Genomic DNA, 13,367 nt, shown 5'->3' with positions numbered 1-13,367 from the left:
CCCGGCTGTCCGCCGGGGCGCGCTTGTGCGTTCTGGCTGATCAGCCCTTGGTCGAGCCCAGGGTCAGGCCGCCCACGAACTGCCGTTGCAGCACGAAGAACACCACCAGCGTCGGCAGCGCGACCAGGAGAGAGCCCGCCGCGATCAGGTTGTTGTCGGTGAAGAACGTGCCCTTCAGGTTCTGCAACGCCGAGGTGACCGGCATCTTGTCGCCGTCCTGGATCAGCACCAACGCCCACAGGAAGTCGTTGTAGATCCAGGTGAACTCGAGCGTCGCCAAGGCGGCCAGCACCGGGCGGCACAACGGCAACGTGAGCTGCCAGTACTGCCGGAACACCGACGCGCCGTCCACCCGCGCTGCCTCGGTGAGCTCGTACGGGATCGTCTTCATGTAGTTCGAGAGGACGAACGTGCAGAAGCCCATCTGGAACGCGATGTGGATCAGGATCACGCCGAGCTGCGAGTCGATCAGCGAGCCGCTCTCGGACATCCACTCCGGCACGACGATCAGCCGGTACAGGCGCCACAGCGGCGTCACGATCACCTGCTGGGGCAGCAGGTTGCCGGCGGTGAACAGCATCAGGAGCGCGATGTTGAACTTGAAGCTGAACCGCGAGACCCCGAACGCCACCATCGAGCTGAGCAGCAGGGTCAGGACCAGCGCCGGGATCGTGATCAGCAGCGTGTTCCAGTAGAAGTGCGGCAGGTCGCCGATCTCCCACGCCTTGGCGAAGTTCTCGAACGTCAACGACTTGGCGATCGAGAAGTACCCGTTGACCGACGTGTCGTCGTAGGTCCGCAGCGATGCGTAGACCGCCCACAACAACGGCGCCAACGTCATGAGGCACGTGAGGATCAGGAACACGTGCAGGGCGATGCGGGCCGGCGTGACCGGGTGCTTGCGCTGAGCAGGGCGTTCCAAGGTGGCCGTCATGCGCGGTTCTCCTTGCTGAACACCTGGTACAGGTACGTGATGATGAAGCCGAGCGAGATCGTCAGCAGGACCACGGCCACCGCGGAACCCCGGCCGATGCGGGAGGCCTCGCCGATGATGTTGTCGGTCACCAGGACGGACAGCAGTTCCAGGCCGTTGCGGCCCTTGTTGATGACGTAGACGATGTCGAACGCGCGCAGGGCCTCGATGACCGTGACGACCAGGACGACGATGTTGACCGGCTTCATCACCGGGAACGTCACGCGGAAGAACGTCTGCGAGGCCGAGGCCCCGTCCAGCGCAGCCGCTTCCTTCAGGGCCGGGTCCACGGACTTCAGACCCGCCAAGTACAGCAGCATGATGTAGCCGGTGTGGCGCCACGCGGCCGCGACGAGGACGGCGTAGAGGTTGATGTCCGAGTCGCCGATCCAGTCGACCGGGTTGGCGCTCAGGCCCAGCAGCGAGTTGAGCAGGCCGCCGTCCGGGGTGTAGATCAGCTGCCAGATGAAGCCGACCAGGGCCAGCGACAGCACCATCGGCAGGTACAGCGCGCTCTGGTAGACGCGGCTGAACTTGAGCTCGCGGTCCAGCAGGACGGCCAGCAGCAGGCCTGCCGAGGTCGGTACGACCAGCAGGAAGACCAGCCAGATCAGGTTGTGCTGGACCGCGGGCCAGAAGCGCGGGTACTCGGTGAAGATCTCCACGTAGTTGCCGACACCGATCCACTCGATGTCTTCGAAGCCGCCGATGCCGTTCCACTTGCTGAACGACAGCGCGACCGAGCCCAGGGTCGGGATCCACACGAACAGCAGGTGCACGACCGTGGGGATGCCGAGCATGAGGGCCAGCACGAGCTTGTCCGTGCCGGCGAGGGCCGTGGCACGCTTTCCACGCCGACGAGGCGGCGGCCCCGAGGGGGCCACCGCCTTCGGCTTCTCCTGCACCGCGGTCACTTGAAGATGTTCTTCGCCTGGTCAGCCATGCCCTTGAGCACGGAGTCGACGCTGTTCGGGTCCTTGATGAACTCGATCAGGCCGTTGGTGGCGGCCTCGCTCGCGAAGCCCGGGTCGGTGTCGCGGTCGAGGAACTGCGTGATGTGCTTGGCGTTCTTGATGGTGTCCGCCACCTTCTTCTGCAGCGGGCTGTAGCCGGCCTGGTCGGCCTTCTGGTTCGTGGCGACCGCGGTCGGGTCGGCCTTCAGGTAGGCGAGCTGCGGCTCGGCGCTGGACAGGTACTCCAGGAGCTTGAGGCCACCGTCCGAATTGGACGGCTTCTTCGCCATCATGTAGCCGTCGATCGGCGCCTCGACCGTGTCGGTGCCGTGCGTCGGGTTGATCTCCGGGAACGGGAAGAAGTCGAGGTCGTCCTTCTCCGCGTCCGGGAACTGCTGGCCGACGAACGCGCCGAGCAGGTACATGCCGGACTTCTTCTGCTGCAACGACTGCGCGGCTTCCTGCCACTCGCGGCCGAGCGCGTTCTCCTGGTGGAACGGCAGCAGGCGCTTCCAGGTGTCGAAGACGTCCTTGACGCGCTTGTCCTGCCAGTCCTCCTTGCCCGCCAGCAGGTCGACGTGGAACTGGTAGCCGTTCGTGCGGAAGTTCAGCTGGTCGAACGTGCCCATGCCCGGCCAGCCCTGCTTCTGCGCGAAGGCGATCGGGATCAGGCCGTCGGCCTTCATCTTCGTGGCGAGCGCGACCAGTTCGTCGAGCGTCTTCGGGACCGCGTAGCCCTTCTCCTGCCAAACGCTCTTGCGGTAGAACATGCCCCACGCGTACTGGGTGAACGGCACGAAGTACTGCCTGCCGTCCGTGCCCGTGGAGGCCTGCTTGAGCGCGTCGGAGTAGTTGCCGCCGACCTTGCCCCACAGGTCGCTGAGGTCGGCCGTGAGTCCCTGGTCCGCGAAGAACCGCATGCGGTAGCCGGCGAACCACGCGAGCACGTCGTCCGGCTTGCCCTGCAGGTAGTTGTTGATCTGCTCCTGGTACTGCTCGTGCTGCTTGGTGTTGATCGTGACGGACAGGCCGCCCGACTGGGCCTCGAAGGCCTTCACCGCCGCCGTGATCGCGTCCTTCGGCACCTGGTCGGACAGGTTGTTGCCGAAGGTGACCACCTTGGAGTCGCCGCCCGCGCTCGATCCACCGCCGCAGGCCGAGAGGAGACCACCGGTCGCCGCGACGCCGGCACCGGCCAGCATGACTCGCAGCATCGTTCGCCGACCGAAGTGCGGTAACGGAGTGGAACCAGGCGTGTGCAGAACCATCATCGCTCCTACGGGTGACACTCGCTCGTGCGAACCGAACAGGACTCAAACAAAGTTGCGCACAATGTGGTCCCAGGCACACAGCATGTCAAGCCCCGTTACTCAGCTGTTAAACCTGGGCACAGCCACGTTCCTGAGGTAGACCGGGACTTGTACCGGGAAACTCACCCACAGACCTCAACGCGAAGTTGTGTTTGCTTGTGTTGACGTTGGGGGTTGTTGTCGGCCACGCTTGCGGCCGTGACGACATGGCCAACGGACCTGGCAGGGCTCGGCTGGGGAGCTGACTACAACCCCGAGCAGTGGCCCGAGCACGTCTGGGCCGAGGACGTCGAGCTCATGCGGCGGGCCGGCGTCACCATGGTCAGCCTGGGCATCTTCAGCTGGGCCAAGATCGAGGTCAGCAAGGGCGAGTACCGGTTCGAGTGGCTCGACCGCGTGATGGACCTGCTGCACGAGGGCGGCATCCGCGTCGACCTCGCGACCGCCACCGCCGCGCCCCCGCCGTGGCTCACCACCGCGTACCCCGAGATGCTGCCCGTCCGTGCGGACGGTGTGCGGCTCTCGCACGGCTCGCGGCAGGCGTACTGCCCGACGTCGCCGATCTACCGCGACCGGGCCACGGCGCTCGCCGGTGAGATGGCCGCGCACTACCGCGACCACCCCGCGCTGGCCGCCTGGCACGTCGGCAACGAGTACGCGTGCCACGTGAAGCGGTGCTACTGCGACACGTGCGCGGCCTCGTTCCGCGAGTGGCTGGCAGCCCGCTACACGCTCGACCAGCTCAACGACGCGTGGTCGACGGCGTTCTGGAGCCAGGGCTACACCGACTTCGCGCAGGTCCTGCCGCCGCGCGTCACGCCGACGTTCCAGAACCCCGCGCACGTGCTCGACTACGACAGGTTCTCCGACGACGCGATCCTGGAGCTGTACAAGGCCGAGCGGGACGTGCTGCGGATGATCACGCCCGAGGTCCCGGTCACCACGAACTTCATGGTCAACTGGACGTTCGGCGACCTCGACTACTGGAAGTGGGCGCGCGAGGTCGACTTCGTCTCCAACGACCACTACACGCTCGGCGAGTCGCCGGACCGGCACGTCGAACTGGCCATGTCCGCCGACCTCGTGCGCGGCCTCGCCGGCGGGAAACCGTGGCTGCTGATGGAGGCCTCGACGTCCGCGGTGAACTGGCAGCGGCGCAACATCGCCAAGCTGCCGGGAGAGCAGCGCAGGCACTCGTTCCAGAACATCGCGCGCGGCGCGGACGGCACGTTGTTCTTCCAGTGGCGGCAGTCGCGCGGCGGCAGCGAGCGCTACCACTCGGCGATGGTGCCGCACGCGGGCACGGACACCAAGGTGTACCGGGAGGTCTGCGAGGTCGGCGCCGAGTACGCGAAGCTCGCGGACGTCGTCGGTTCCACTGTGGACGCCTCGGTCGCGGTCCTCTTCGACTTCCAGTCCGGCTGGGCGCTGCGCCAGGACGCCCACCCGACGCAGGACTTCGACTACTGGCAGCACGTCCTGGGGTACTACAAGGCGTTGTGGGACCTCGGCGTCACGGTCGACTTCGTCGCACCCGGCACGAACCTGTCGAAGTACTCGCTCGTGGTCGTGCCCGCGTTCTACGCGGTGTCCGACGCGCACGCGGCCGTCATCGCCGACTACGTGGCGGGCGGCGGGCACGTCGTCGTCACGTACCTGTCCGGCGTGGCCGACCAGCACACGCGGATCAGGCTCGGCGGCTACCCCGGTGCGTTCCGGGACGTCCTCGGCGTGTGGTCGGAGGAGTTCCACCCGTTGAAGGAGAACGAGACGGTCTCGTTGAGCGACGGCTCGACCGCCTCGCTGTGGACGGAGCACCTGCACACCCGCACCGCTGACGTCGTTGTCTCCTATGCGGACGGGCCGTTGCCCGGTGTGGCGGCGGTGACACGCAACGCGTTCGGCAACGGTGTCGCCTGGTACGTGGCGTGCGATCTCGACGGGAGCGGTCTCGGCCGAACGGTGGAAAACGCGCTTTCCGGTGCGGGCGTTGCGGTGTCGCGTTCGCCGATCGAACTCGTGCGGCGCAGGGGCGACGTATCGTTTCTCTTCGCCGTGAACCACGGGGACGCCGACGCGGAGATCGAAGCGACCGGCGTCGACGTGTTGTCCGGCACGCAGGTCTCCGGACGCCTCACCGTGCGAGCCGGGGACGTCGTCGTCCTCAGGGAAGAGGTGTGAGGTGCTGGCACGTCAACGGCAAGCCGTGATCATCGAAGAGGTCCGTCGTACCGGGGCGGTGCGCGTCAGCGACCTCGTCGTGCGGCTCGGCGTGTCGGACATGACCGTGCGCCGCGACCTCGACGTGCTCGCCGCACGCGGCCTGGTGGAGAAGGTCTACGGCGGCGCCACGTCCGTCGTCGGGCGCTCCACCGACGAGCCCGGGTTCGAGGCCAAGTCGGTCCGCCAGCTGCCGGAGAAGGAGGCGATCGCGGCCGCCGCCGCGGGCCTCGTGCGTCCCGGCACCGCCATCGGCCTGTCCGCCGGCACCACGACGTGGACCCTGGCGCGGTTCCTCGACGACATCCCGGACCTCACGGTCGTCACGAACTCCATCCGCGTCGCCGACGTGTTGCAGCAGAGCGGGCGCACGGACCGCACGGTCGTGCTGACCGGTGGCGTGCGCACGCCGTCCGACGCGCTGGTGGGCCCCGTGGCCGTGCAGGCGTTGCGATCGCTGCACCTCGACGTGGTGTTCCTGGGCGTGCACGGCATGGCCGAGCGCTCCGGCTTCACCACCCCGAACCTCAACGAGAGCGAGACCGACCGCGCGCTGGTCGACGCGGCCGGGCGCGTGGTCGTGGTGGCGGACCACGAGAAGTGGGGCACCGTCGGCATTTCCACGATCGCGGACCTCGACGAGGCGCACGTCCTGGTGACGGACGAGGGTTTGCCGGACGACGCGCGGGCGATCCTCTCCGAGCAGGTCGGCGAGTTGGTGTTGGCTCATGTACCGGGAAGTGGCGAGGAGTTGGCGTGAGGCGTACCGCGGGCAAACTGGCGGACGGCCGGGAGATCATCTACTTCGACGACAGCGCTGAGGCGCCACCGAGAGTCGCGGTGGACACCCGGGATCTTCCGGAGACCCAGCCGATGTCCGAAGCACGGCTGGACCCGTTGACCCGCGAGTGGGTCGTCATGGCGGCCCACCGCCAGACGCGCACGTACAAGCCGCCGGCGGACCTCTGCCCGTTGTGCCCGTCGACGCCCGGCCGTCCGACGGAGATCCCCGAGGCCGACTACGACGTCGTGGTGTTCGAGAACCGCTTCCCGTCGCTGGCGCAGAACGTTCCCGACGTGCCGTCCACTGTGGACGGCGAGTCGGTGTTCTCGCGCGCGCCGGGGCGTGGTCGTTGCGAGGTCGTGTGCTTCACCTCCGACCACAACAAGTCCTTTGGCGAGCTGTCCCCTGAGCGCGTGCGCACCGTTGTCGACGCCTGGGCGGACCGTGTCGCCTTCTTGTCAACGTTGCCAGGGGTCGCGCAGGTCTTCCCGTTCGAGAACCGCGGCGAAGAGATCGGTGTGACCCTGTCGCACCCGCACGGCCAGATCTACGCATATCCGTTCGTGACGCCCCGGACCGAGCGGATGCTCTCGGCGGCTCTCGACTACTACGCCGAGCACGGGCGGCCGTTGTTCGGCGACGTCCTGGAGGCCGAGCTTCGCGCGGGCGCCCGCGTGGTGGAGACGTCCGAGCACTGGGTCGCGTTCGTGCCCGCCGCCGCCCGCTGGCCCGTCGAGGTCGTGCTGGCGCCCCGGCGGCAGGTGCCCGACATCGCCGCTTTGTCCTCTGTGGAGCGTGACGACTTCGCGTCGCTCTACCTGAAGGTGCTGCACCGCCTGGACGCGCTGTACGACCGGCCGTTGCCCTACATCGCCGCGTGGCACCAGGCGCCGGTGCGGGCGGGCCGCGAGGAGATGTGGCTCCACCTGCAGGTCTTCTCGGTGCTGAGGACGAAGGACAAGCTCAAGTACCTCGCCGGGTCCGAGTCGGGCGAGGCCGTGTGGATCAACGACGTGACGCCGGAGCAGATCGCCGAGAGGCTCCGGGGAACACACAAGTAGCTCCCAGGCTGGTTTAAGGGTTCTCTCAGGACGGGCCGAGAGACTATGCCCATGACCGAGAGCAACCAGCCAGCGCAGCAGCCGGAAGACACCGACTCCGTGCCGACGAGCGCCGGTCAGACAGACTCCGGCGCGCGGGAGCAGGGCCCGTCGCAGCCGGAACCCGGCCAGCCGGATCCTTTGCAGGGGGGATCCGGCCAGGCTGGGGCATCTTCCGCGGCAGCACCGCGGCAGGCGGCGGCTCCGGCCGCGCCGGCGGGGCTGGGCGACGTTCCCGCCTCCTTCACTTCGGCCCAGCCGCAGGTGCCCTCACCTGACGCGGGTCAGACGCAGCTCGGCGGGTCCGGACCCGGCCGGCAGCACTCCTCACCCTCCGGGTCCGGCCAACCTCACCCGCTCGGCCTCGGCGCCACGACGGCGCAGTTCGGCGCGGGTCCGCACACCGGTCCGTTCGGCGAGCAGGCGGCGGGACCGCACTCCGGTTCGTTCGCCGAGCAGCCCAACCCGTTCGCGGCGCCCGGCACCGGGCCGTTCCCGCAGGGGGCGCCGACCGGGCAGTACTACCTCCCGCCGGGCCAGCTGCCGCCCGCTCCCGCTCGTCCCAAGGGGCGCGGCAAGGTCGTGGCCGGTGTGGCGGCCCTCGTGCTGCTCGTCGGAGGCCTCTCCGGCGGCATCGGCGGCTACCTGGGCTACACCTTCGCGAACGACTCGACGTCGGTGAGCTCGCTCGACTCGCCGCGCCCCGCCTCGCAGACGTCCAACGCGCCGGCGGGCTCGGTCGAGGACGTGGCGAACAAGCTGCTGCCGTCCGTCGTGCAGATCCGCGTCACCACGCGGTCCGGCGCCGGCGAGGGCTCCGGCTTCATCATCTCCAGCAACGGCCAGATCGTGACGAACAACCACGTCATCGAGGGTGCCGCCACCGGTGGTGACATCAAGGTGGTCTTCGCGGACGGCAAGACCGTGTCCGGCAAGATCCTCGGCCGCGACCCCAGCTCCGACATCGCCGTCATCCAGGCCGACGGCGTGTCGAACCTCCCGGTCGTGAACCTCGGCAACTCCGGCGACATGAAGATCGGCCAGAACGTCGTCGCGGTCGGCTCGCCGTTCGACCTGGCCGGCACCGTGACGTCCGGCATCGTCAGCTCGCTCGACCGGCCGGTGTCGGCGGGCGGCGACAGCAACTCCCAGGCGACCGTCCTGAACGCCATCCAGACCGACGCCGCGATCAACCCCGGCAACTCGGGCGGTCCGCTGGTGAACATGCAGGGCCAGGTCATCGGCATCAACTCGGCCATCTACAGCCCCAGCCAGGGGCAGGGCCAGGCCGGTTCCGTCGGCATCGGCTTCGCGATCCCGATGGACCAGGCGCGCCGCACGATCGACGAGATCGTGAAGACCGGCAAGCCGAAGCAGACCGTGCTGGGCGTGAAGGTCGAGTCGACAGAGCAGGGCGCGCGCATCTCGGAGATCACCACCGGTGGCGCCGCCGAGAAGGCCGGGCTCAAGGCCGGTGACGTGATCACCAAGTTCGGCGACCGCCGCATCGACGAGTCGGACACGCTGGTGGCCGCCGTCCGGTCCAAGGCGCCCGGCGACAAGGTGACGATCACGCTGGCCGACAACAAGACCGTGGAAGCCACCCTCGACGGTGTCGAGGTGGGGTAGGTCGGGGGACGCCTCGTCTCGGACAACCGCCGCCCGTCCGAGCCGGGGCGTTGCGACCCCTCGGAGGCCCGGACCTGTGCGCACCTGCCCCGCACACAGGTTCGGGCCTCTTCTTACGTCCGTGTGACGGTTCCGGGCTGTTGGCGCGTTCGTGGCATAGCGTGGTGACGTGGTGGAACGGGTGTTGGTCGTCGACGACGACACGACGGTGCGCGACGTGGTGCGCCGCTACCTCGAACACGCCGGGTACGAGGTGGAGCTCGCCGGCGACGGGGAGCAGGCGTTGCAGCTGATGGCGGCTCAGGAACCGGACATCGTGGTGCTGGACCTGATGCTGCCCGGCATCGACGGACTCGAGGTCGCCAGGCGGATCCGGGCGCGCGGCAGCACGCCCGTCGTGATGCTGACGGCGCTGGGCGAGGAAGAAGATCGGATCGCCGGGCTGCAGATCGGGGCGGACGACTACGTCACCAAGCCGTTCAGCCCGCGTGAGCTGGCGTTGCGGGTCTCGTCGGTGCTGCGGCGAGCGCACCGGGCGTTCGAACCGCGGGTGGTGCGCGACGGTGACCTGGTCCTGGACGTGGCCGCGCACACCGCGACGTTGTCTGGGCAGCCGCTGCAGCTCACGACCCGCGAGTTCGACCTGCTGGCGTTCTTCATCTCCAACGCCGGGAAGGCGTTCGGCCGCGCCGAGCTGCTGGAACGCGTGTGGGGCTGGCAGTTCGGCGACCAGTCGACCGTCACCGTCCACGTGCGACGGTTGCGCGAGAAGATCGAGCAGGACCCCGCGAAGCCCCGCCGGTTGAGCACCGTGTGGGGCGTCGGCTACAGGTATGACCCGTGTTCGATCGGCTGAGCCGCGTCTCGCTGACCACCGTGATGACCGTGATGGTCATGGTGCCGGTGGTGGCGACCATCGGCGGCGTGCTCGTGGTCAGCGGGTTCATGTTCACGCCGATGCTGAACGCCGCCCTGATGGCGTGCGCTCTCGTCGCCGTGGTGACCGTGCCGTTCTCGATCCTGCTCGGCCGTGCGATCGCCCGGCGGACGATGTGGGAACGCGAGGCGGAGGCCGCGCGGCGGCAGCTCGTGGCGTGGATCTCGCACGACCTGCGCACGCCGTTGGCCGGCATCCGCGCCATGACCGAGGCCCTGGAGGACGGCGTCGTCTCGGAACCGGGCGAGGTGGCCGTCTACGCGAAGCAGATCGCTCTCGAAGCCGATCACCTCGCCAAGCTGGTCGACGACCTGTTCCAGCTCTCCCGCATCACCGCCGGCGCGCTGAACCTCTCGATGCACGACGTACGCCTGGCCGACGTGGTGTCCGACGTCGTCGCCGCCTCCCGCCCGGTCGCTTCGTTGAAGGGCGTCCAACTGCGCGCCGACGCTCGCGAGTGGCCGGTCGTGCGAGGCTCCGATCCGGAACTGATGCGTGTCGTGCGCAACCTTGTGTCCAACGCCATCGGCTACACCCCGGAGGGCGGCACGGTGTCCGTCCAGGTCGATGTGGACGGACCCGACGCCGTGGTGCGCGTGGACGACACGTGCGGCGGCATACCCGTTGACGTGCTGCCACAGGTCTTCGAGGTGGGCTTCCGCGGCACCACCGCCCGCAACCCGTCCGGCGCCGGACTGGGCCTTTCCATCGCGCGTGGCCTCATCGAGGCCCACCACGGCCGGATCGGCGTCGAGAACCACGGTCCTGGCTGCCGCTTCGAAGTCAGACTCCCGCTACGGTGATCGGTATGGAACGCAGCGCGCAGCGCCTTGGCCGCGCTTTGGTCGTGATCGTGGACGACCGGGTGGCGCACGGCGAGCAGGACGACAACTCCGGGCCTCTCGTCACCGAACTGCTCGAAGAAGCGGGCTTCATCGTCGACGGCACCGTCGCGGTCGAGGGAGAGGTGGTCGACATCCGGGCCGCCCTCAACACGGCCGTCATCGGTGGCGTCGACCTCGTGGTCACCGTGGGCGGCACCGGCGTGTCCCCGCGCGACGTCACGCCCGACGCCACGCAGGGCGTGCTCGACCGCCCCATCCACGGCATCGCGGAGGCCCTGAGGGCGTCCGGCCTTGCCGCAGGGGCGGTGGACGCCGGGATCTCGCGTGGGCTCGTCGGGGTGTCCGGTAGCACCTTGGTCGTGAACCTGGCCGGGTCCCGTTCCGCGGTTCGGGACGGGATGGCCACGTTGTCGGCTCTGGTGCCTTATGTGATCGAGCAGTTGAGCGGTCTTGACGAAGAGTGATTCGCCTGGGCCGGCCGGCAACGCCGACGCGGTTGCGCGGCGTCGCCGGTTGGCTGAGGTGTTCGGTGAGGTGCTGCCGGAGACCTCTTCGGATGAGCGGCCTGCCGGTGGTTCCGGTGGTGCTGGTTCTGGCGGGGCTGAGGACCGTGAGGCTTGGTACCGGGAGAATCGGCCGCCGCATCACGGTGGTTGAGGTTGCTTGTGGTTAGGGCGGTGCCGGTTTCGTAGGTGCGTCGCGTTCCAGCGGGGTTGGTCGCGTTCCCGAGATTTGCCTACCTTGCGAGGGTGCTCGCGTAGGTCCTGCCGAAGTGCGGGGTGGCGATTGGGGCTTGACCTTGAGCCTCTGGCGGGATGCATTCGCGGCCTCAAAGCCGGGCTGAGAAGCGCCCCGGCCGGACCGGACAGGTTGGCATCCCGCCCCCTCAAGGTAAAGCCCCAATCGCAGTCGGTGGGCTGTACCGCTGACCGGAGTGGGATCAGCCCGTTCGGGCTCGCCTCCGGCTTCGCCACGCCAGGACTCGTACGTGGTTGAGGTGCGTCGTTGGCTGTCCGGTTGGGGTGCGCGCGCCGGGCCAAGACGGTGGTCGCCTTGCGCTGACGACTGTGGTTAGGTGCGCGCGCCGAGCCTGCGTGCGTGGTTGGGCTGCGTTGACGACTGCGGTTGGGTTCGCGCGCCAGGCCTGCGTGCATGGTCGCCTCGCGTTGACGACTGCGGTTTGGCCGGACTGTCAGACCTGCTCGGTACGTTGGGTCGTGGGGGAGGGTGGGTTCAACCGGTCGTCGCAACGGTTGATGTTGGTGGGAAGAGTAGTTGGTGGAGTGCTTCGGCTGGGGTGTGCCAGCCGAGGGTTTGTCGTGGTCGGCCGTTGAGTTCGGCGGCGATGGCGGCGAGGTGTTCTGGGGTGTGAGCGGTAAGGTCTGTGCCTTTGGGGAAGTACTGGCGGAGTAGGCCGTTGGTGTTTTCGTTGCTGCCGCGTTGCCAGGGCGAGTGCGGGTCGCAGAAGTAGATGTCCAGGTCAGTGGCCAGGGTGATCTCGGCATGGCGGTTCATCTCCGAGCCCTGGTCCCATGCCAGCGAGCGCCATAGGTGTTTCGGAAGGGCGCCGATGGTGGTGATCATCGCGTCGCGGACGCTGACGGCGTCGTAGCGGGGCAGGTGCAGCAGCAGGCAGTAGCGGGTGGCGCGTTCGACCAGGGTGCCAATCGCGGATTTGTTGTTCTTACCGATGATCAGGTCGCCTTCCCAATGTCCGGGCACGGCGCGGTCGTCGGCTTCGGCGGGGCGTTCGCTGAGCATGATCATGCCGGGGATCTGGCCTCGGCCGGTCTTGCGTTCGGCGCGGTGCGGGCGACGCAACGTCCGCCCGGTCCGCAGACATGTGGCGAGTTCGCGGCGCAACGCGCCCCGGCCCTGCACATACAGCGATTGGTAGATCGTTTCGTGCGACACCCACATCTCCGGATCGTCGGGGAAGTCGATCCTCAGCCTGGCACTGATCTGGCGGGGTGAGTGCCGTCGGGTCAGCCGCCGCTGGACCTCCTCGCGCAGTCGGGAGTTGACCGCGAGCAGGGCCGGTTTCGGGCGCCGGGCCCGCTGGTCGGCCTTGGCCTGAGCTGCTCCGGCGAGATAACGCCGAGGCCGAGCGGTCCGTGAGTTGCGGGCGATCTCCCGGCTGACCGTCGACACCGGCCGGCCCAGCCTGCGGCCGATCTCCCGCATCGACAGGCCCGCAGCCCGGCCCAGCGCGATCTCCTCCCGCTCCGCGAACGACAAATACCGCCCTGACACGGGTCTCGTTCCGTTGCCGCACACCCCGCCAGCCTTGACGAACCACTCCTGGCCCGTCGGCCACGACACACCCGCAGCCCGCGCAGCCGCGGTCACACCCAGACCACCCGCGACACCGGCCCAGAACCGGACCCGCACATCCCGAGACACCTTCGGAACACCCACACAACCCTCCAACCAGGAGCGTTGCAACGACCCACTGACCCCAAGGAGCCAACTTCCGAGGGGACCCCTGCGTCAGCGTGCCGCGTGCCGCGTGCCGCGTGCCGCGTGCCGCGTGCCGCGTGCCGCGTGCCGCGTGCCGCGTGCCGCGTGCCGCGTGCCGCGTGCCGCGTGCCGCGTGCCGCGTGCCGCGTGCCGCGT

The 13,367-nt window shown here is 68.6% G+C and carries 11 protein-coding genes; 7 read left to right on the top strand and 4 right to left on the bottom strand.

The window, feature by feature from the left end; translation table 11 throughout:
- Nucleotides 1-40 precede the first annotated feature (40 nt).
- Genes ACQEU1_RS23160 through ACQEU1_RS23150 form a run of 3 tightly spaced genes read right to left on the bottom strand, consistent with a single transcriptional unit; the run spans nt 41 to nt 3,128 of the window.
- Entirely contained in the window at nt 41-934 is an 894-nt protein-coding gene (locus ACQEU1_RS23160) for a carbohydrate ABC transporter permease (protein ID WP_433205313.1), read from the bottom strand.
- Nucleotides 931-1,887, bottom strand: coding sequence for a carbohydrate ABC transporter permease (locus ACQEU1_RS23155; protein ID WP_433205310.1), 957 nt, complete (start codon nt 1,885-1,887; stop codon nt 931-933). The genes ACQEU1_RS23160 and ACQEU1_RS23155 overlap by 4 nt, the downstream gene beginning before the upstream one ends.
- Nucleotides 1,884-3,128 (bottom strand): ABC transporter substrate-binding protein, encoded by a 1,245-nt coding sequence (locus tag ACQEU1_RS23150; protein ID WP_433205307.1) that lies wholly within the window; start codon nt 3,126-3,128, stop codon nt 1,884-1,886. The genes ACQEU1_RS23155 and ACQEU1_RS23150 overlap by 4 nt, the downstream gene beginning before the upstream one ends.
- 306 nt (nt 3,129-3,434) lie before the next feature.
- Here ACQEU1_RS23150 and ACQEU1_RS23145 point away from each other — a divergent pair, with 306 nt between their 5' ends.
- The 7 genes from ACQEU1_RS23145 (at nt 3,435) to ACQEU1_RS23115 (ending at nt 11,215) form a co-directional block, all read left to right on the top strand.
- Nucleotides 3,435-5,417, top strand: coding sequence for a beta-galactosidase (locus tag ACQEU1_RS23145; protein ID WP_433205304.1), 1,983 nt, complete (start codon nt 3,435-3,437; stop codon nt 5,415-5,417).
- A gap of 1 nt (nt 5,418) precedes the next feature.
- On the top strand, nt 5,419-6,216 hold the full coding sequence (locus ACQEU1_RS23140) for a DeoR/GlpR family DNA-binding transcription regulator (RefSeq protein WP_065914902.1): 798 nt from the start codon (nt 5,419-5,421) through the stop codon (nt 6,214-6,216).
- Complete coding sequence (gene galT / locus ACQEU1_RS23135; protein ID WP_433205300.1) at nt 6,213-7,301, top strand: galactose-1-phosphate uridylyltransferase; 1,089 nt, start codon at nt 6,213-6,215, stop codon at nt 7,299-7,301. The genes ACQEU1_RS23140 and galT overlap by 4 nt, the downstream gene beginning before the upstream one ends.
- 51 nt (nt 7,302-7,352) lie before the next feature.
- Nucleotides 7,353-8,969, top strand: a complete 1,617-nt coding sequence (locus tag ACQEU1_RS23130) for a trypsin-like peptidase domain-containing protein (protein WP_433205297.1) — start codon at nt 7,353-7,355, stop codon at nt 8,967-8,969.
- Nucleotides 8,970-9,138: 169 nt separating this feature from the next.
- Nucleotides 9,139-9,825: a response regulator transcription factor gene (locus ACQEU1_RS23125; RefSeq protein ID WP_433205294.1), complete on the top strand. Its 687-nt coding sequence runs from the start codon at nt 9,139-9,141 to the stop codon at nt 9,823-9,825.
- A 23-nt stretch (nt 9,826-9,848) separates the two neighbouring features.
- The gene (locus ACQEU1_RS23120; protein WP_433211685.1) at nt 9,849-10,709 is read left to right on the top strand and encodes a HAMP domain-containing sensor histidine kinase; all 861 of its coding nucleotides are present in this window, start codon (nt 9,849-9,851) and stop codon (nt 10,707-10,709) included.
- A gap of 5 nt (nt 10,710-10,714) precedes the next feature.
- Complete coding sequence (locus tag ACQEU1_RS23115) at nt 10,715-11,215, top strand: MogA/MoaB family molybdenum cofactor biosynthesis protein (RefSeq protein WP_045311897.1); 501 nt, start codon at nt 10,715-10,717, stop codon at nt 11,213-11,215.
- A 769-nt stretch (nt 11,216-11,984) separates the two neighbouring features.
- On the opposite strand, the gene ACQEU1_RS23110 is transcribed toward ACQEU1_RS23115, so the two are convergent.
- On the bottom strand, nt 11,985-13,106 hold the full coding sequence (locus ACQEU1_RS23110) for an IS30 family transposase (protein ID WP_433211446.1): 1,122 nt from the start codon (nt 13,104-13,106) through the stop codon (nt 11,985-11,987).
- Nucleotides 13,107-13,367: the final 261 nt, after the last annotated feature.

Origin of the sequence: Lentzea sp. CA-135723, from assembly GCF_050936595.1 — a bacterium.
GTDB lineage: Bacteria > Actinomycetota > Actinomycetes > Mycobacteriales > Pseudonocardiaceae > Lentzea.
This window is presented reverse-complemented; position numbering and strand designations above follow the sequence as displayed.